Origin of the sequence: Carboxydocella thermautotrophica (assembly GCA_003054495.1) — a bacterium.
In the GTDB taxonomy this organism is placed as follows: domain Bacteria; phylum Bacillota.
Genome location: CP028514.1, coordinates 693,968 through 713,683, shown reverse-complemented (window position 1 = coordinate 713,683; position 19,716 = coordinate 693,968). Strand labels below are relative to the sequence as shown.

The following is a 19,716-nucleotide window of genomic DNA, read 5'->3' as shown; positions in this document are numbered from 1 at the left end:
TGGTTAAATATAAGACATGAATATTATACCAAAGGAGGCTAAAAAATAAAGCAAAATTATTCAATTACCGGACCTTTTTTTTCTTTCGGTACCCCGAAGACCATTATTTCGGCCCGCAACTCTGCCGGTTGCAGATGAAGAAAGCCAATAGTGGACAAATAGCGGTTGCGATGGCCCATGCCCGGAGAAAAGAGCAGTACTGTCCGCTTTTCCTTTCTTCCCATGGGACTGGAGGGACGGAATACCACCTTGCAGGAATCCAGAATGGGCCGGTGACTATGGCCGAAAACGATCATGTCCAGAGGTTCTTCTTCCAGAAAAGGTTCCACTGCCAGCTGGTATAGATATTCCAGCTGCTGGCTCTTGTTCATGTGTACCCCCCAGAATTCATCCCCATGAATTAGCCCAAAACGGTAACCCGCCACTTCCACGATTTTTCGCCGCGGCAGGGCCAGGCCAAAGCGCTGGCAATCATGGTTGCCAGCTACTGCTTCCACCGGGGCGATGCGGGCCAGTTCCTCCAGGGTCTCCGGTTGTACTATGTCACCGGCATGAAAAATCATATCCACCCCCTGAATGGCAGTCAGTATACGTTCATTCAGTTTTTCCCGCCGGTCGCCCACATGGGTATCAGCCAGGACGGCGATTTTCACTGTCTGCTCCCTCCTTACCCAATCCATTTAGCCAGGGAATATATTCTTCCGTCAGGGGGACCTGGGGCAGCTGCTGGAGCAGAGCCTCCTTGTCCTCATGTCCCGCTACCAGGTCCAGCAATTTCCCGGCCCACTGACATTTATCCCTGGCACTTAGCTGGTCCAGCTGACGATAGTAGGCTTTGGCCAGCCGCCATTCCTTTTCCGGGAAAGTCAACAAGGCCGTCAACACTTCTACTTCCTCCCGGGTCATTTTTCTTTCCCGGTGATAACTTCTCAACATGGCAAAGGCCAGAGGCTGGGACCAGTAGTTGCGGCGCAGACTGCGGCGCAGTAGACGCCAGAGATCAACCACCGGCAAATCAACCGCCAGTGAATCAAAATCAATCAACCAGCCCTCAGTTTGACCTCCATTCAAGCGCAGGAGAAAATTGCGCATCGCTGTATCCCCATGGCAGAGAGGGGCCAGACCTTCCCGCTGATAACTTTCCACCAGCTGCTGGTAAGGGGAGTGCCGTACAGCCTCAACCGCCTCCCGGGCCATTTCCAGTAACCATTTTTGCCGGGATAACAGAATGATGCTAAACAGATCCCGGTTTCCCTCCTGCCGGGCCAGTTCCAGGGATTGCACCAGTTCCTCCTTTTTTTTCTCCAGTTTCCTGGGCCACTGCCCCAGCTTATCCTTGCCCTGGCCTACCCGGGCAGCAGGGAACTGGCAGGCCACCCGGTGGAACTGGCCCAAAACGCGACTCACCGCCAGCAGATCTCGTTGCCGGTAATAGCTGGGTTCCTCTCCATTGACCCAGGTAGTCAGCAGACAGGCCTTCTCTTGCGGTTGTACCAGCCATTGCCCCGTCCGAGTAGGCACCAGCCGGGCAAAACGGTTAAATCCAGCTGCCAGCAAATATTCCTGGGCCTCTACCAGCAGTTTCAATCGTTCCGGATTGCTACGACTAAACTTGCAGGCAAAAATCCCTTCCTCTGCCTCCACCCGCCAGGCTGACCGTACCGGAGTCAGTTTTTTGACCGTCAAACCCCACTCCTCTTTCAATAGTTTTTCCAGCTGCATCAGGCCACTCCTCCCCCGCGATAACTGCGCAAACCAAAGTAACGGCCAAACTCTGCCAGGAAATAATGCTTTTCCCCCCGCTGGCGCAAGAGATCTTCCATTCGGAGCAGAAAATCATTCTGGCTCCAATCCCGTTTTTCCCGGTAGTAACGGTTGACCAGCCGCCAGTAACGCTGGGGAAAAAGCAGAAATGCCTGCAATACCTCGATTTCCTCCCGGTTCAGGCTGCGGGCCTGGTTGTAGGCGGCCAGAATCAGACGGGCCTGGTTAAATTTCCAGTGATACCGTCGCATGCTTCGATCCAGCAAACGGGCCACATCGGCAATATGCAGGTCATAACGGGCATAATCAAAATCAATCAACCAGCCTCTCCCCTCTGCATCGATCAGGAAGTTGCGAGCGGCCACATCCCGGTGAATAAAAGTCCTTTCCCGGGCCGACCAGCTGGCCAGGCTGCGATAGGCACTGCCCTGCAGCATGGTAATGGCCTGCTCCCCCTGCCGCAGGTAATCATTGACAGAATTCAGGAAAAGGCGGTCAAAGGGGGTAAGTAAATCGCGTTTTCGTACCAGGTCGCGAAATTCCTGCAGTTCCTGCCAGCGTTTCTCCCAAACCCGGGGCCAGCGCTGCCACATGGCTTTTCCGCCCCCATCTCCGCTGGGCTTGAGTTGGCTGGCTTTCTGGTGAAACTCACCCAGCACCCGGGCCGCTGCCGTCAGATGGCTCTCCTTGCTGAACCGGCATTTTTTGCCTTCCACCCAGCCAGTAGCGATAAAGGTCAAGGAGCCGATTTGAACATAAGGCTGCCCGGCCAGGGTGTAGAGAGGCGGAGCCAGCCGCTCAAACCCCTGGCGAAACAGCCAGTCCTGCAAGAACCAGAGGAACTGGATGCGCTCCGGTTTCATGTCGGTAATTTTCAGAGCCAGGGCACCGCTGGCATAATCCACCCGGTACACATCCTCCTGCAACCTGGTCACCAGCACCGGTTCCACCCCATAGGCCTGGCAGGCCAGCCGCAGCGCTCGTCCCGTTTCCACAGCCATAATACTGCCTCCCTCCCGGTCATACAGCATCATATGCCGGAAAAGGAAAAAAGGTGTAGGCCCTTGCCTACACCTTAGCGGGCAAAAAGATCTGAAATTCGGTACCTTTGCCCTCTTCGCTCTCCACCTTGATACTACCTCCATGGGCCTCCACAATGGAACGGGCAATAGCCAGTCCCAGGCCTGTTCCGCCCCGCCCCCGGGTGCGGGCCTTGTCCACTTTGTAGAACCGCTCAAAAATATAGGGGATATCCGCTGCAGGAATGCCATAACCACTATCCCTGACCTTGATTTTCCAGCCATCTGCTTCCGGCTCAGCCAGCAGGGTCACCTGTCCCCCGGCCGGCGTATGACGCAGAGCATTATCCGTCAGGTTGATCAGCACCCTGGTCAGCGCATCATAATCTCCGGTCAGCGGAGGCCCTGGCTGCGCCTCCACTTCCAGACTAATCCCCTGTTCCTGGGCCCAGGGGCGAAACTTCTGGGCCACCCCGGCCAGCAATTCTTCTACCTGTATAGGCTCCATGCGCAGGGGAGCCTGTCCCGCCTGATAGCGGGCCAGATCCAGCAGTTCATTGACCAGACCTTGCATCCGTCTGGTTTCGTCCATAATCACTGCCAGTAATTCCTCCCGGGCTGCCTCATCTGCTGCTAGCCCTTCCTGCAAGGCCTCAGTGTAACCCTGAATCAAAAACAGCGGGGTGCGCAGTTCATGGGACACATTGGCAATAAAATCCCGGCGCATTTTTTCCAGCCCCTCCTGAGCCTGCCGGGAACGTTCCAGTTCTTCCCCCAGCTTGTTCAGAGTCTGACCCAGCCGCCCGATTTCATCCTGGGAACTGATTTCCACCCGGCGACTGAAATCTCCTTTAATCATGGCAATGGCCACTTCAGTAATAGCCAGCACCGGAGTAGTAATCTTGCGGCTCATCAACAGCCCCAGAACGGTGATTAAAGCCACCGCCCCCATGGCAGTAGCGCTTAACAGCAGCCGTACCTGCAAGATGGTTTCTGTTATAGGCGCAACCGGTACATAAGCAAACACCCCAACCCGCTGCAAACTGGTATTACGGCCGCCCCGCCAGTGCCCCATGCCGGGCATGACACTAACCGGCAACTCCACCGGCACCAGGACCATCAACAGAGTCTGCCGTTGACCGGGGATATTGCCCTGTTTAATCAATATCCGTCCAGCGTCCAGGGCCTCCAGTTCTTCCTGGCTCAGGCGCGCTCCCCGGGAGAAATGTTCCGGGTTGGAACATCCCATTACCACACCATGAGAGTTGGTAATACCAATGGTCGAGCCATCTTCTTTACTGAGGATTTCCGCATAGGTATAGGCTTTGGCCCAGTCCCCTTCCTCAGCCAGTACCTTGCCAACCTGCAGGCTGCGATTGATTAAATCCCGGGCCTGCCAGTTAAAATAGAACTGTTCGAACATGGAACTCAGAACCAGGCCCAGGATAATCATTACTCCGACAAACAACAATACCATGGAAAGCCAGAGCTTGACAACGATACTTTCTCTCAGTTGCTTGAGCCAGGTCATTTCTTCACCTCAAACTTATAGCCCACACCCCAAACGGTGACCACATAGCCTGCTACTTCAGTGCTGATTTTCCCCAGTTTCTCCCGTACCCGTTTGACATGGGTATCCACGGTACGCAAATCGCCAAAATAATCATAGCCCCAGACTTTTTCCAGCAGCTGCTCCCGGGTAAATACCCGCCCCTGATGCCGGGCCAGGAAATGGAGCAAATCATACTCCAGGGGCGTCAGGGCAACCTCCTGCTGATCCACCAGGATTTTCCGGCTCTCCGGCAAAATGGTAAGGCCAGGAAAACTCAGCCCTTTTTTTTCGCCCTCCACTGGACTTGAGCCCAGGCTGCGCCGCAAAAGGGCTTTTATGCGCAGCACCAGTTCCTTGGGGCTGAAGGGTTTGACTACGTAATCATCAGCTCCCAGTTCAAAACCATGAATCCTTTCCTCTTCTTCCCCCCGGGCCGTCAACATGATAATCGGAACCTGGGATTGGCTGCGAATCTGCTGACAGGCCTCCCAGCCGTCCATGACCGGCATCATCAGATCCAGTACCACCAGGTCCACCCGTTCCTTTCGCACCAGCTCCACTGCCTGCTGGCCGTTTTCCCCCTCCAGGACTTCCAGTCCTTCTTTTTCCAAAAACAACCTCAACATCCTTCTGATCCGCTCTTCATCATCTACCACCAGTACTCTCGCCATCATTTATCCCCCATTATCTTTTTTATTCCAGTATACCATATTTTTTTGTCCATTCTGTGAAATTGTAATCAGCCTGGCATTGCGCCGGATTACCCCGGCCCCGCGCCAGCCCGCCGCTGTTTTGCCCCAGCTCTCCTTGAATTGCCGGTTACTTAAACTCAATACCTCATCCACATCTATCCAGCCCCAGTCCCCCATTTTCTTTACCTGCTCCCGGTTATAGGGACAGACTTTCTGGCAATCATCACAACCGTACAGTCGGGGCGGCAGCAACCTTGCCTCTGCTTCAGTTATGTCCCCTCGCCGCTGACTGACCGCTGAAAGGCAGCGGCTCACCACCAGCCCCTGTTCAGTCAAGGCGCCACCAGGGCATGCTTCCAAACAGCGCCGACACTGTCCACAACGGCTGCCGGGTTTTTTTTCTATTTCGTTCTTCCCTCCATCTGCTGGGAAGGGCAATAAAGCTACCCCCAGGTTAACAAAAGAGCCGGCTTGCCAGTGGTAAAACAGGGTATTGCGGCCAATCCAGCCCAGGCCGGCTTTTACTGCCAGTTCCTTTTCCGGCCAGGGCCCGCTGTCTACCTGGATTTGTCCTGTTAACCCCATTCGCTGTAAAACTCGTTCCAGCATTTCCCGCATAACCCGGTGATAATCCTGACCCCAGGCCACCCGGGCCACATAGCCCTGGCACCTTCCCTCCTGTCGACGTTGCCATCCCTGCTCAGGCATGGCCCTTGCTACTACCAGGGCGGTCTGGCCCTGCCATGAAGTAAAACCAGCAGCCAGAAAACCAGCAGCCAGCGCTGCCTGCCTGATCTGTTCCAGTTTAATCCCCCCTGTGTCGCTTTATTCATTTTCTACTATTATAACATAAAAAGAGGAGCGAAAAATCGCTCCTCCCATTGGTCTTAGTATCTGCCGAATTGCTGCTGGCCATAACCACCGGCTTGCATCTGGTAATCGGGGTTGGTCTGGGTCCAGTCGTTCATCACCTGTTGCCGCATATTGCTCAGATTGGATTGCAGCACATTCTGGGCCTGAGCCAGAGATGGGGTCAGGGTTACACCCCCGCCAAAGCCACCCATCTGCTGCTGGCCAAACTGTTGCTGACCAATGGCTTGCTGGCCAAATTGGCCCATTTGCTGTTGACCCATGGGCTGTTGGCCAAATTGCTGACCAATTCGACTGATGGTGACACCACCGCCCATAACCTGACTGATGGCACTCTGAATTTGCTGGGGCTGAGCCGGTTGAACCTGATACCAGCCCCGCTGATTCATGGTATTCCAGAGATCGGACTGAATATTGTGTTCATCATTGAGTATGTTAAGTACCGACTGACGCAGGCTGGGATTGGCAGATTCATTGGCAAAATTGTCATAGGCAGAGGTAATGTACTTTTCCGTTACCAGCAAGTCCTGCAGAAGATCTTTATCTGTCATTTGGCCGAACATGGCTTTCACCTCCTTATTGTCCCAGGAATTGAATCAGGGTATTGTAGTGCTGTTGATGGCGCTGGGCTATTTGCTGACACATAGCCCGAATTTGGGGATCAGTAGTTTGAGCTGCATAGCTGTTGAACTTGGCAACCAGCAAGCGCTCATTATTGATCTGGTCCTGCAACAGTGTCAGCTCTTTTTGAGACAGTTGGCCAGGCATATACTTCACCTCCCCAGTAATTTTCCTTTTATAGTGTTATATTTCTAACGAAAAAAATTCATGGTATTTCATGCCAATTATTATTGACATATGTTCATAATCGTGTTATGTTGAAAATAAGGAGGTGATGGAATGGTCCGACCTACCCGGTGTCGACATATTAGAGCTTTGCCCTGGGCACGCTATTATAAACCGGCAGGTGTTCCTGCTAGCCATTTGCATGATATTGAACTCACCTTTGAAGAATTGGAAGCTATTCGCCTTAAAGATTATCTGGATCTGGAACAGGCGGAATGTGCCCAGACCATGGGGGTGAGTCGCCCTACTTTTCACCGCCTGCTCAAACAGGCCCGGCAAAAAATCGCCCATGCCCTGCTCATGGGCCATGGCATACTCATTCACGGAGGAGGCAGATATACGATGAAAATCGCTATACCCACTGAAAACGGTCAGGTTAATCCCCATTTCGGTCGTTCCCGGCAGTTTACCATAGTAACAGTGGAAGACAACCAGATTGTCAATAAAGCTCTGGTCGATACAGCCAGCTACCAGCATCAGCACGGCCGCCTGGCTGAACTGCTGCAATCAGAAGGGGTCAGCGTGGCCTTGGCCAGGGGTATCGGTCAGGGAGCTATGTCTCACTTGCAATCTGCCGGTATTAATGTCTATTGTGGAGCCAGTGGCACTGTTGAAGAAGCAGTTGCAGCCTTCCTTGCAGGCAAACTGACCAGTGGTACCCCTTCCTGCGGCTGCGGAGGCGGTCACAGTCATGGCCACCATCGTCATTCAGATTAAGAGGTGAAATTCAATGGATGCAAAAGAGATCCTGATTGCCGAACATAAACCTATCCTGCTGGTATTAAAGGCTATTCGCCAGCTTTGTTCTCAGATAGTGGAAGGGGCGGAGGTGGATACCGCCCTCTTCCGGCAGATTATTGAATTTGTCCGCAACTATGCCGATAAATATCATCACATGAAAGAAGAAGACCAGCTGTTTAACCGTATGGAAGGAGAAATGGACCAGCGGTTGAAGGATGGTCCCGTGCTGGGCATGCTGGTGGAACATGATCTGGGGCGGCGGTTTATCAGCAAACTGGCGGAAGCTCTCAACCGCTGGGATCAGGGCGATAAGAGTGCCAAACTGGATGTGATTGCCAATGCCATCGGCTATGAGCAGTTGTTGCAGGAACACATCCATAAGGAAGACAATGTCATCTATCCTCTGGCCTGGCGTCAACTGGCCCCGGAAACAAAAGAAAGCCTCAATCGGCTGTTTGCCGAAATTGAGGCTGATCCTGAAAATGCTGCGATCCGGGATAAGTATGTTAATTTTGCCCGGGAACTGGCGGATAGGCTGGGTATTGAATCAATTTAACAAACGTAAACCCCTCCGGAATAGAAAATTCTTCCAGAGGGGCTTTTTTCATTTATCTACCCACTTCACCGGCGAAGTGGCAGGCTACCATGTGACCGCCGCCCATATCTCTTAACTCCGGCTCCTGTTCAGCACAGATAGGCTTGGCATAACGGCAGCGGGTGCGGAAATGGCACCCACTGGGGGGATTGATGGGACTGGGCACATCCCCCTGCAGGATTATGCGCTGCCGGGAAGCCTCCACTTCCGGATCGGGAATGGGAATAGCTGACAGCAAGGCCTGGGTATAGGGATGCAGCGGCCGGTCATACAGTTCAAAGGACTCAGCCAGCTCCACCATCTTGCCCAGATACATCACCGCTACCCGGTCACTGATGTATTTAACCATAGCCAGGTCATGGGCTATAAAGAGATAGGTCAGGCCCATTTTTTCCTGCAAATCCTTGAGCAGGTTAACCACCTGCGCCTGAATGGACACATCCAGGGCGGAGATGGGCTCATCGCAGATAATGAACTGGGGCTCTACTGCCAGGGCTCGAGCGATACCCACCCGCTGCCGCTGACCCCCGGAAAATTCATGGGGGAAGCGGTTAGCATGCTCGGCATTGAGGCCAACCAGACGCAAGAGCTCGATAATCCGTTCCTGGCGGGCCTTGCCCTTGGCCAGACCGTGGATATCCAGCGCCTCCCCGATGATATCCCCTACCGTCATACGGGGGTTCAGGGAAGCATAGGGGTCCTGGAAGATCATCTGCATGCCCCGCCGCAATTGCAGCAACTCTTTCCCCTTCAGATCATAGATATTGCGGCCATTGAATAGAACCTGACCGGCTGTGGGCTCATAGAGCCGGATGATGGTCCTACCGGCAGTGGACTTACCGCAACCTGACTCCCCTACCAGACCGACAGTTTCTCCCTTATGAATGGTCAGATTGAGGTTGTTGACCGCTTTCAGGACCTGGCCGTGGCCTACCTCGAAAAACTTTTTCAATCCTTTAACTTCTACCAGTGGTTGTTTGGCCACTTAGCCCACCTCCTTTACCTGCAGGCGTTCCGGTTTAGGCGCCTGAGGATGTTGCAACCAGCATGCTACCTGATGGCCGTTCCCCAGGTCTGTTACCGGTGGTTCCTGCTCCAAACAGACTTTCATGCAATATTCGCAACGGGCAGCAAAACCGCAGCCTTTAGGTGGATTGAGCAAATCCGGTGGTGTACCGTAAATGGGGCTGAGAGGCTCTTTTTTGCGGGCATCCAGCCGCGGTACAGAACGCAGCAACCCCCAGGTATAAGGATGCTGAGGTTTGTGGAAAATATCACGGGCAGTACCCACTTCCACTACCTTACCGGCATACATAACGATGACCCTTTCGCAGAGATCTGCCACTACCCCCAGATCATGAGTGATCAGGATAATGGAAGTATCCATATCCTTCTGCAAATCCCGCATTAAATCGATAATCTGGGCCTGGATGGTCACATCCAGGGCAGTAGTAGGCTCGTCAGCAATCAGCAGTTTGGGATTGCAGGCCAGGGCGATGGCAATCATAACCCGTTGCCGCATACCTCCGGAAAATTCATGCGGATATTGGTCCACCCGTTTTTCCGGGCTGGGAATGCCCACCTTCCCCAGCATCTCAATTGCTTTAGCCCGGGCCTGCTCCTTGCTCAAACCCTGGTGTTTGATCAAACCTTCGGCAATTTGCCGACCGATGGTCATGGTGGGGTTCAAGGAGGTCATGGGGTCCTGGAAGATCATACCGATCTCATTGCCCCGGATTTTTTCCATTTCCTGTTCGGTGGCATTAACCAGGTCCTTTCCCTGGAAAAGAATCTGACCACCTACAATTTTCCCGGGGGGCCAGGGAATCAGCCGCATAATGGACTGAGAGGTTACTGACTTACCACAACCGGACTCCCCTACGATCCCCACTGCTTCTCCTTTATTAACATGAAAACTGACACCGCGGACAGCCTGTACTTCACCAGCATAGGTGAAGAAAGACACCCGCAGGTCTTTGACCTCTAAGAGTTTTTCCTGTTGCAATCCCAGCACCTCCTATTTGCGCATACGGGGATCGAGGGCATCGCGCAGCCCGTCACCCAGGAAGTTAAAGGCTAAGATGGTAATGGTGATAAACATCGCGGGGAAGAAGATCTGCCAGGGATAGGAGTAAATCCCCTTGATGCCGTCACTGGCCAGCACACCCCAGGATGCCATAGGCGCAGAAACCCCCAGACCCAGGAAGCTGAGCCAGGCTTCGGTGAAAATTGCTTCCGGAATAGCCAGAGTCATTTGAATGATAATCGGACCCATGGCGTTGGGAATCAGATGGCGGAACAGGATACGCCAGGAACTGGCCCCCAGAGTGCGGGCTGCCAGCACATATTCCTGTTCTTTCAAGGCCAGCACCTGTCCCCGTACAATCCGGGCCATCCCCATCCAGTAAACCGCTCCCAGGGCAATCAAGATGGTTTTCAGGCCGGGAGTCATGATCACCATCAACAAAATCACGTAGAGCAGGAAAGGTACAGACCAGAAGATTTCCACAATCCGCATCATGATTTCATCCACTTTCCCGCCCAGGTAGCCGGAAATGCCACCATAGATAACACCGATGATAAAGGTAATCAAACTGGTGGCAATCCCAATGAACAAGGAGATGCGGGCACCGTACATCACCCGGGTGAAGAGGTCCCGGCCCAGGTCATCGGTGCCGAACCAGTGCGCAGCTGAAGGGGGCAGGTTGGTTGCGTTCAGGTTCTGATCTGAATAAGTATACCCGCTGATATAGGGGCCAAAAATAGCCAGAATGATCATAATCCCGATAATCCACAGACCGGTTACTGCCAGCTTGTTTTTCTTCAGACGCCGCCAGGCATCCTGCCAGAAGGTGGTACTGGGTCGGGTGATGGCTTCTGCCGCCCCCTTTTCTACTTCCACCCGTTGAAACATCTCTTTGGACAGCTCCACCGTGATCACCCTTTCTTCTCCACAAGTTTTATGCGCGGATCAACAGCCGCATAGGCCAGGTCTACCAGCAGGTTCATCAAAACCAGGAAAATACTGTAGAAGATAGTCAGACCCATGATCACGGTATAATCCCGGTTGCTGATGCTGGTGACAAAATAGCGGCCCAGACCAGGAATAGCAAAAATATGCTCCACCACAAAGGAACCGGTGAAGATACCGGCCACCAGAGGGCCCAGATAGGTAATAATGGGCATTAAGGCATTGCGCAAAGCGTGCCGGTAGATAATTACCCGTTCAGACAACCCTTTGGCTTTAGCTGTCTTGATATAATCCTGTTGTAAGACCTCTAACATGCTGGAGCGCATAAATCTAGCAATAACCGCAGTCGGCATCCCGGATAGCGCCAGAGCGGGAAGCACCACATTCTCCCAGCTCCCCCACATCGCTGCCGGAAACCATTGCAGTTTGAGGGCAAACACGTACATCAGCAAGGTCGCCAGAATAAAACTGGGCACAGCAAATCCGATAGTGGACAAAATCATGGCCAGATAATCCTGCCACTTGTTATGTCGTAATGCAGCTATGATTCCGGAAATAATACCTACTATCAATGAAAAGGTAACAGCTACTGCCCCCAGGGTAGCGGAGACAGGGAAATAGGTTTTGATGATATCATTGACTGTAACCCCTTCTTCCTTGAAAGACGGGCCCAGGTTCCAGGTTACTACCCCTTTCAAGTAATCCAGGTACTGCTTGTACAGGGGATCATTAAGGTGATATTTTTCCTCCAGGTTCTTCTGAATAGCCGGCGGCAGTTTCTTTTCCGCATCGAAAGGCCCGCCGGGAATGGCTTTCATCATAAAAAAGGTGAGGGTCACCACAAAAAAGAGGGCGGTCACCACCGAAATCGCACGCCTCACTAAAAATCTCAGCACCCCGAAAACACCTCCTGGCTGTACCATTATTTTACTAGTTCCCTAACAAGGTAAGAAGGTATATGCGGACTCCCTTAGCGGAGCCGCATATACCTCCCTGCCGTCCTCTAAAAGTAGCTTATTTCTCTGCTACCCAGGCCCACTTGAATTCGAAATAGGGACCAAAGCTGGGTACTACTACATCTTTCAGGTTATCTTTCATCAGATAGGGATGAGTATAGAAGTAGATAGGAGCAATGGGCATTTCATCCATGAGGATCTTTTCCGCTTCATGCATGTATTCCATGCGCTTGGCATTGTCAGACTCCAGGTTAGCCTTTTTGATCAGCTCATCATACCTGGCGTTGCTCCAGCCAGTATTGTTGTTACCGCCATTGGTGACAAACATATCCATGAAGGTCATGGGATCCAGATAGTCAGCACCCCAACCGGCACGGGAAATGTCATAATCCAGATTAGACTGGGACTTGAGGTAGACTTTCCACTCCTGGTTCACCAGTTTCACATTGATACCCAGGTTCTTTTTCCACATTTCCTGAATGGCCAGAGCTATCTTCTGATGGTTTTCATTGGTGTTATAGAGAATGGTGATCTCCGGGAAACCCTTGCCATCGGGATAACCAGCTTCAGCCAGCAGCTTCCTGGCTTCTTCTGCGTCGAAGGTCTTGATCAGGGAACCGCCTACTTTGCGGAAATCCTTATCCGGGGTTGCATCGGGGAAACCAACGGGAACAAAGGCATCAGCCGGAGTCTGTCCAGCCTTGGTTACATTCTTGACAATAGCTTCCCGGTCAATGGCCAGGGCCAGAGCTTTCCGCACCTTGGGATTATCCAGAGGTTTCCGGGTTACATTGAAACGATAGAAATAAGTGGTCAACTGGGGTCCGATTTTCAAAGAACCGTCTTTCTTCAGGTTTTCGATTTCCTGAGTGGGCGGATTGTTCCCAATATCGATCTGACCGGTCTTGAACATGGTCAGTTCAGTATCAGCAGATTCAACCATAGTGAAGACAACCTGATTCAGCTTCACAGTATTAGCATCCCAGTAGCCGGGGTTCTTTTCCACCACAATCTGCTGCTTAGGTGTCCATTCTTTCATCTTGAAGGGTCCGTTGGTAATCATGGTTTCCGGCTTTTTGAACCAGGCTTCGGGATTGGCCTCAACGGCTTTCTTGTTCACCGGATAGAGGGTGGAGAAAGCAGTCAGACCCAGGAACTGGGGAGCAGGAGCCTTAAGGGTTACTTCCAGGGTTTTATCATCGATGGCTTTGACCCCTACCTGAGCAGGGTCGGTGATTTTGCCGCTGTTGTACTCTTCCCCGTTTTTCAGGTAGTAGAGCTGATAAGCGTAGTCAGAAGCAGTCTTGGGATCCAGGGCCCGCAGCCAGGCGTATTCAAAATCTTTAGCAGTTACAGGGTCGCCATTGGACCACTTGGCATCCCGCAGATGGAAGGTGTATTTGGTACCATCTTCGGAAATCTCCCACTTTTCCGCCATACCAGGGGCAATTTTGCCATCCTTGTCATAGCGGGTCAAACCTTCAAACAGGGCATTTAGAACTGTCATTTCGGGAGCGCCGGTAGCTTTGGCGGGATCCAGAGTTTCCGGGTCAGCTCCCAGGTTGTACTTGATCACCTGTTCTTTGGCCATTTGTACTTCAGCCTGTTTGCCCCCTTCTTTGGTTTCAGTCTTGCCGGCACAACCAGCCAGACCGGCTCCCAGCACCAGGCTGAGAGAAAGAAGAGCGGCCAGTGCTTTTTTCCCAAATTTCATGCGCTAATCCTCCTTTAGATCAGTTTACCCTACACAAAATCAAAGGTGTCTTTGTAGACTTTGAGTTCAATCGACACATCCGCCCTGACAATTCCGGGAATCCTGGCCAGCTTCTGGTGGACAAATTCCAGGAGCCTTTCATTGTTCTCCACGTAAACCTGGATAATCAGGTCATAGGCCCCCGAGGAGACAGCGATAAAGCGAACCTCCTTGAAAGGTATCAGCTGCTGGGCTACCTCTTCGGTCATCCCTAACTGGGTAGTAAGGCCGATAATAGCCTGGGTATGTAACCCTACCCGGCCAGGATTGGCATGGACAACAATTTCTATAATCCCTTCCTCCACCATGCGGTTGACCCGGCTTCTCACCGTCCCTTCGCTCACTCCCAGGCGTTGCGCCATTTCTGTGTAGGGCTTGCGCCCATCTTCCTGGAGCAGTTTGATAATCTCACGGTCAAGTGCGTCAATTTCTCCCTGGCCTTTCATTTTCCCCTCCTAATAATAGCATGAGATGTTCTAGTTTACAATCTTTTTTCGTAGCGTGTTTTATATATTTCTACGTTTTTCGTAAGAATCCTGCTGAATATCTTGAGAATTTTGCAAAAATTTATTTTTTGCATATAAAATTTGATAAATTTCATAAGCTCGCAGGGTTTTTTTAACATATGCTCTGGTTTCCGGAAAAGGAATGTCATCGATGGTGGAATGCTGTCCGCTCCATTTCTCTTTTTCCAGCCATTTCCGCACATTGCCACTGCCACCATTATAGGCAGCCAGGACGATTATCATGTCACCATTAAACTCCCGAGCCAGCTGATTTATGTACCAGCATCCCAGCTTGATATTAAGCTCCGGCCTTAACAAATCCTCCTCTTTTACCGACCCCAGTTGCAGTTGTGAAGCCGCCCAGCGGGCAGTTTCCGGCATCAGCTGCATTAAGCCAATGGCCCCTTTTTCCGAACGGGCCCGGGGATTAAATTTGCTTTCCGTATGAATTACCGCTGCCACCAGTAAGGGATCCAGATGATAGCGTTCCGCCTCCCGGTAGATCACCTCCTGATAGGGAAAGGGGTAGAGCCATTTCCACAGGGCCCGGCTCTGCCCGATAATGAGTATCAGCAAAAACAAAACAGCTACCCCTGTCCAATAGAGTGCTCTTTTTCTTCCTTTTCCATACTTTTTCAAACCACAACCACTCCATTTAAAGCAGCTGGAGCCATAATTCATCCACTTGCTTTTTCATCTCTTCTCTGCTTCCATTATTATCAATAACCCTGGTAGCATATACCATTTTTTTGTCCAGAGGCCACTGGGCAGCCAGCCTTCTTTGCGCTTCCTCAGCTGCCATACCCCGGGCCACCGCCCGCTCAATCTGAATTTTCGGCTCTACCGCCACCAGCCAGACCTCTTCCACCAGGTCGGTCAAACCCGCTTCAATTAACAGAGGTGCATCCACCACCGCTACCGGAGGTGGGGTAGGACGGTTGTTCAGCTCATTCAGGCGGCGCACTATCTCCTGTCTGACCAGGGGATGAGTGATGGCATTTAACAGAGCCAGGTCTTCCGAACGGGTAAAGACTCTCTCCGCCAGCACCTGCCGGTTAATAGACCCATCTTCATTGAGTACATCCCGGCCGAAATAGCGCACTACTTCCAGCCAGGCCGGCTGGCCTGGAGCCATCAGTTCCCGGGCAATCAAATCCGCATCCAGGATTTCTGCCCCTTTTTCTTTTAAATAAGACGAAACCGTGGACTTGCCACTGGCCAAACCGCCGGTCAGACCGATTACCCGCACGGTTACCGCTCCTTTCAGGCACATTATATACAGTATATATTCGAGCCTGAGGCGGCAATTCCTGCCCTGGATTACAGAAAAAGAAGACCGCTGCCGGTCCCCTTGTTGTTCATCTCAATTTATTTATCCCCAATACCACTAAAATCATTCCCGGTAAAATTGCTGCCCAGCGGGAAAAAGCCAGCCGACTGCAAACCTGTCCCAGTTTCAAGCCTCCTCCCACCATAATAAATGTGGTTACCCCCACCAGCAGGGGTATTTCCCACATACTGGCATCGGTTAGACCCAGGCCAATTCCAGCGGCAAAGGCATCCAGCGCCAGGGCCACCCCCAGCCAGAGGGCTTCTACTGGTGAAATGACTCCCGAGCGATCCAGGTCCGCCTGCTGGGGCTCCCGCAAAATCTGGATAATTAAACCCAGACCGGGAATGCGAAATTTGACCAGGGTAGCCTCCTCTTTTTCTCCCCTTTCTTCAGCGGAGCCCAGCCTCTGGGCAAAAATCCAGATCCCCACCCCGATCAGAATCAGGCCGCCTATCTTTTCCGCCCAGACCGCAGGCAAAAAGCGATACAATCCCTTTCCGCCCAGCAGGGACAGGGCCAGAGTAGCGGAAGACGCCAGGCTGATGATCAGGAGAGAATACCAGGGCACCCTGATCTGCCGTAAACCATAAGCCATCCCCGCAGCCAGTCCATCCAGACTCAACGCAACCGCGAATAAAATACCGACCAGTAAATTCAACCTCTTTCCCTCCCTTGCCAGATAAGTCTATCTCACTATATGGCAAGGGCAAGGGAAAGGTTACTGCTGGCAGACAGGACAGTAAACGGTGCTCCTGCCCGCCAGGCGCATTTTCTCCAGGATAGTGCCACAGCTGTGGCAGGGTGAACCGCTGCGACCATAGACCTTCAGCCTTGTCTGCATCTGGCCTTTCTGGCCCAGCCCATCCACATAATCACTGAAAGAAGTGCCCCGGTTTTCTATCCCTTCGGCCAGAACCTGACGTACTGCCAGCCAGAGGCGCTCGATCTCCTCCTGGCTCAAAGATTGACCAGGCCGATCCGGCTTGATACCTGCCCGGTAGAGAGCCTCATCGGCATAAATATTGCCCAGCCCGGCCACTATTTCCTGGTTCAGCAAAATATTCTTGATGGGAGCTTTTTTCCCCCGTACAGCTGCCGCCAGTGTTGCCACTGTCCATTCCTGCTCCAGAGGCTCTGGTCCCAGCCGGGCCAACCCTGGCTCTATCTCCAGTTGCTCCTGGCGGCAAAGCCGCACCTCACCAAAGCGGCGCACATCACTGAAACGCAGCTGTTGACCGCTGGACAGGTGCCAGATCAGATGGGTATGGGGCAACAAAGGCGCCTCCGCCTCTGCCAGCACCAGTCGGCCGGTCATGCGCAAATGGATCAGCAGTACCTGCCCATCATCCAGCAAAAAAAGCAGATATTTGCCCCGCCGCCGGATTTCCACAAAACGCCGTCCCATCAGGTTTGTAACGAAGGCCCGGGCATTCAGCACCCCTTTGATTACCCCCGGATGCAATACCTCTACTGCTCTGATTTCCTGGCCACACACAAGAGGGGAAAGGCTGCGTCGCACTGTCTCCACTTCCGGCAATTCCGGCATAATTACACCTCCAGCTGACTCATATCATACCAGTTATCTCCGGCCTTAACTTCCACTTCCAGGGGCACTGTCAGCTGTACTGCTGTGTCCATTGCTTCCCTGAGAACCCGGGCTACTTCCCGGACTTCTTCCGCCGGTACATCAAAAATCAGTTCATCGTGGACCTGCAGCAGCATTCTGGCCTTGAGCCCGGTTCTTTTCAGGGCCGCATCGGCTTTCAGCATCGCCACTTTCATAATATCCGCCGCTGTCCCCTGAATCGGGGTATTCACTGCTGTCCTCTCGCCAAAAGCCCGGACATTCCGGTTACTGCTGAACAGATCTGGCAAATAGCGGCGGCGTCCCAGCAGAGTAGTGACATAGCCTTGCTCTTTGGCCCGGGCTATGGTCTGGTTAATATAGTCCTTAACCCCGGGATACTGGCGAAAATAGCTTTCGATATAGGCCCTGGCTTCCGTCCGGCTGATTTTCAGGTCCCGGGCCAAACCAAAGTCACTGAGCCCGTAGACAATCCCAAAATTGACCGCTTTGGCCGCCCGCCGCATTTCCCTGGTTACCGCTTCCCGCGGTACGCCAAAGACCTGGCTGGCGGTTTTGGTATGAATGTCTTCCCCATGCCGGAATGCTGCCACCAGCTCCGGATCCCCACTGAAATGAGCCAGAATGCGCAGCTCGATCTGGGAATAGTCGGCAGAAAGCAATTTATGTCCCGGTTCCAGGGGCCGAAAGGCCTTGCGGATGCGGCGGCCCAGTTCCAGCCGCACCGGAATATTCTGCAAATTGGGTTCGGTGCTGCTTAACCGTCCGGTCGCAGTAACGGCTTGATTAAAAGTAGTATGGATCAACCCATCAGCCCCCAGTAGCTGTTGTAAGCCGGCTATATAGGTAGACTGCAGTTTGGCCAGCTGCCGGTACTCCAGGATTTTTTCCACGATAGGATGATGCAGAGCCAGTTCTTCCAGCACTTCGGCACTGGTGGAAAAACCGGTCTTGGTTTTCTTTAGCACCGGTAAACCCAGTTTATTAAAGAGAATTTCCCCCAGCTGTTTGGGAGAATTAAGGTTAAACTCCTCCCCCGCCAGCTGGTAAATTTCCCCGGTCAAGCGCTGGATCGCTGCCTGCAGCTCCTGGCCCATCTGTTCCAGCTCCCCGGCATCAACCCTTATTCCAGTCCGTTCCATGCGGAACAGCAGCTCAGCCAGGGGCTGTTCCACCTCAGTCAATAAATGGGTTAAATCCCTGGCTTCTAACTGTTCCCGGGCCTGTTCCCAGGCTTTTAGCAGTGAACCGGCCGGTGGTTCCTGTTTCTTGCCCGGATCCAGTAAATATCGGGCCAACAGTAAATCTCCTGCTGGATTCAACCAGACCGCCTGCCCCAGAGCATTGCTTAGACCCCAGTTCAGGGTTTTTACATCATAAGTAATTACGGGCAAACCCAGCCCGACCAGCGTTTGAACCCGCTCCCGGGTCAGAGGAAAAGCCAGCTCTCCCTGTTCCGCTGCCAGCCAGAACTCTTCGATTTTAAATCTGGCATCGCCACTGCCATAAGGGTTATATCCCACAACCAGGTATCCTGCCTCCCGGGCTCCGGCCAGCAAACGCTGCCAGTCTGCTTCACTGCCAGGAACTACCGCTGGTTCCTCTGCCCTCACCTCAATTTCAGCACTGGTTGTATCTCCGAACCGTTTGAGCAGGGTTTTAAACTCCAGTTTGGTCAGCATTTCCTGCAAACGGGGATAATCAGGCTGCCGGCGCCTGAGTTCCTCCCAGCTGAAAGCCAGAGGTACATCCCGGCGTATCCGGGCCAGGTCGCGGCTCATAAAAGCCAATTCCCGACCCTGGAGCAGCTTTTCCTTCAGTTTCCCGGCAATCTCCCCTATGTTCTGATAAAGGTTCTCCAGGCTGCCATATTGCTGTAACAGTTTGAGGGCGGTTTTTTCCCCTACCCCCGGTACACCGGGGATATTGTCAGAACTGTCCCCCATCAGCCCCTTCAAATCCAGCATCTGAGCCGGTTGCAGTCCCGTCTTTTCCGTTAAATTCTCAAAATTATACCGCTCCAGATCACTGATGCCTTTCCGGCACAGCAAAACTTCCGTCTGTTCATCGATCAGCTGTAAACTATCCTTATCCCCGGTGACAATTAGACTCCTGATTCCCCCTTCTGTCCTGGCCCTTTCCACCAGGGTGCCGATGATATCATCTCCTTCATAGCCCTCCAACTCACAGCGGGCTATGCGCAGAGCCTCCAGCACTTCCTTGACCAGGGGAAACTGGGGCCGCAGGTCATCAGGAGTTTTGGGCCGGTGTCCCTTGTACTCCGGATACAGCTCCAGCCGGTACTGAGGACGCCCGGCATCAAAAGCTACTGCCACCAGGTCAGGTTTTTCCTCTTCCAGCAATTTTAAAAGCATGTTAAGAAAACCAAAGACGGCATTGGTGGGTACCCCCGAACCGGTAGTCAGGGGAGGCAAGGCCCAGTAAGCTCTATGTACCAGACTATTGCCGTCAATTAACAGCAGTTTTTTCATTCCTGTCACCTCAAAAGTATTTTAACAAAAAAACAGGCCCG

At 52.7% G+C, this 19,716-nt stretch carries 21 protein-coding genes; 2 read left to right on the top strand and 19 right to left on the bottom strand.

All coding sequences use genetic code 11. From position 1 onward, the window contains the following. Positions 1-56 precede the first annotated feature (56 nt). The 8 genes from CTH_RS03535 to CTH_RS03500 all read right to left on the bottom strand — a co-directional run bounded on the left by CTH_RS03535 (position 57) and on the right by CTH_RS03500 (position 6,665). Positions 57-653, bottom strand: coding sequence for a metallophosphoesterase family protein (locus CTH_RS03535; protein ID WP_159073811.1), 597 nt, complete (start codon positions 651-653; stop codon positions 57-59). Beyond that, positions 631-1,722 carry a CotS family spore coat protein gene (locus CTH_RS03530; protein WP_107753059.1) on the bottom strand — a complete coding sequence of 364 codons (1,092 nt, stop codon included), beginning with the start codon at positions 1,720-1,722 and terminating at the stop codon, positions 631-633. Before CTH_RS03530 ends, CTH_RS03535 begins: the two co-directional genes overlap by 23 nt. After that, complete coding sequence (locus CTH_RS03525; protein ID WP_159073810.1) at positions 1,722-2,765, bottom strand: CotS family spore coat protein; 1,044 nt, start codon at positions 2,763-2,765, stop codon at positions 1,722-1,724. The genes CTH_RS03530 and CTH_RS03525 overlap by 1 nt, the downstream gene beginning before the upstream one ends. 67 nt (positions 2,766-2,832) lie before the next feature. Next, complete coding sequence (locus CTH_RS03520; protein WP_107753055.1) at positions 2,833-4,314, bottom strand: sensor histidine kinase; 1,482 nt, start codon at positions 4,312-4,314, stop codon at positions 2,833-2,835. After that, a complete protein-coding gene (locus CTH_RS03515; protein ID WP_107753053.1) occupies positions 4,311-5,006 on the bottom strand; it encodes a response regulator transcription factor in 696 nt (231 codons plus the stop codon). The genes CTH_RS03520 and CTH_RS03515 overlap by 4 nt, the downstream gene beginning before the upstream one ends. A 3-nt stretch (positions 5,007-5,009) precedes the next feature. Further along, positions 5,010-5,735 (bottom strand): epoxyqueuosine reductase, encoded by a 726-nt coding sequence (locus CTH_RS03510; protein ID WP_078664246.1) that lies wholly within the window; start codon positions 5,733-5,735, stop codon positions 5,010-5,012. A gap of 179 nt (positions 5,736-5,914) precedes the next feature. Further along, positions 5,915-6,460, bottom strand: a complete 546-nt coding sequence (locus tag CTH_RS03505; RefSeq protein ID WP_078664247.1) for a spore coat protein — start codon at positions 6,458-6,460, stop codon at positions 5,915-5,917. A gap of 13 nt (positions 6,461-6,473) precedes the next feature. Then, complete coding sequence (locus CTH_RS03500; protein ID WP_078664248.1) at positions 6,474-6,665, bottom strand: ferritin family protein; 192 nt, start codon at positions 6,663-6,665, stop codon at positions 6,474-6,476. 132 nt (positions 6,666-6,797) lie between these two features. On the opposite strand from CTH_RS03500, the gene CTH_RS03495 reads away from it, so the two are divergent. Together CTH_RS03495 and CTH_RS03490 are read left to right on the top strand one after the other, a co-directional pair. Next, on the top strand, positions 6,798-7,460 hold the full coding sequence (locus CTH_RS03495; protein WP_078664249.1) for a DUF134 domain-containing protein: 663 nt from the start codon (positions 6,798-6,800) through the stop codon (positions 7,458-7,460). Positions 7,461-7,473: 13 nt separating this feature from the next. Further along, positions 7,474-8,040, top strand: a complete 567-nt coding sequence (locus CTH_RS03490) for a hemerythrin domain-containing protein (RefSeq protein WP_078664250.1) — start codon at positions 7,474-7,476, stop codon at positions 8,038-8,040. Positions 8,041-8,092: 52 nt separating this feature from the next. Here CTH_RS03490 and CTH_RS03485 read toward each other — a convergent pair whose 3' ends face one another. The 11 genes from CTH_RS03485 to polA form a co-directional block, all read right to left on the bottom strand. Further along, a complete protein-coding gene (locus tag CTH_RS03485; RefSeq protein WP_079906277.1) occupies positions 8,093-9,064 on the bottom strand; it encodes an ABC transporter ATP-binding protein in 972 nt (323 codons plus the stop codon). Continuing rightward, the gene (locus CTH_RS03480; protein WP_078664252.1) at positions 9,065-10,084 is read right to left on the bottom strand and encodes an ABC transporter ATP-binding protein; all 1,020 of its coding nucleotides are present in this window, start codon (positions 10,082-10,084) and stop codon (positions 9,065-9,067) included. A gap of 12 nt (positions 10,085-10,096) precedes the next feature. Continuing rightward, complete coding sequence (locus tag CTH_RS03475; RefSeq protein ID WP_107754256.1) at positions 10,097-10,993, bottom strand: ABC transporter permease; 897 nt, start codon at positions 10,991-10,993, stop codon at positions 10,097-10,099. 23 nt (positions 10,994-11,016) lie between these two features. Beyond that, entirely contained in the window at positions 11,017-11,946 is a 930-nt protein-coding gene (locus CTH_RS03470) for an ABC transporter permease (protein ID WP_107753051.1), read from the bottom strand. A gap of 118 nt (positions 11,947-12,064) precedes the next feature. Beyond that, on the bottom strand, positions 12,065-13,720 hold the full coding sequence (locus tag CTH_RS03465; protein WP_078664254.1) for a peptide ABC transporter substrate-binding protein: 1,656 nt from the start codon (positions 13,718-13,720) through the stop codon (positions 12,065-12,067). Positions 13,721-13,749: 29 nt separating this feature from the next. Further along, entirely contained in the window at positions 13,750-14,205 is a 456-nt protein-coding gene (locus CTH_RS03460; RefSeq protein WP_078664255.1) for an Lrp/AsnC family transcriptional regulator, read from the bottom strand. A 60-nt stretch (positions 14,206-14,265) separates the two neighbouring features. Continuing rightward, a complete protein-coding gene (locus tag CTH_RS03455; protein WP_318262748.1) occupies positions 14,266-14,847 on the bottom strand; it encodes a lytic transglycosylase domain-containing protein in 582 nt (193 codons plus the stop codon). Between the two features lie 73 nt (positions 14,848-14,920). Then, positions 14,921-15,514, bottom strand: a complete 594-nt coding sequence (gene coaE, locus CTH_RS03450) for a dephospho-CoA kinase (RefSeq protein ID WP_078664257.1) — start codon at positions 15,512-15,514, stop codon at positions 14,921-14,923. Positions 15,515-15,623: 109 nt separating this feature from the next. Continuing rightward, positions 15,624-16,256, bottom strand: a complete 633-nt coding sequence (ytaF, locus tag CTH_RS03445) for a sporulation membrane protein YtaF (RefSeq protein WP_159073809.1) — start codon at positions 16,254-16,256, stop codon at positions 15,624-15,626. A 60-nt stretch (positions 16,257-16,316) separates the two neighbouring features. Continuing rightward, positions 16,317-17,144: a DNA-formamidopyrimidine glycosylase gene (mutM, locus tag CTH_RS03440; protein ID WP_078664259.1), complete on the bottom strand. Its 828-nt coding sequence runs from the start codon at positions 17,142-17,144 to the stop codon at positions 16,317-16,319. A 2-nt stretch (positions 17,145-17,146) separates the two neighbouring features. Continuing rightward, on the bottom strand, positions 17,147-19,675 hold the full coding sequence (polA, locus tag CTH_RS03435) for a DNA polymerase I (RefSeq protein ID WP_078664260.1): 2,529 nt from the start codon (positions 19,673-19,675) through the stop codon (positions 17,147-17,149). Positions 19,676-19,716 lie beyond the last annotated feature (41 nt).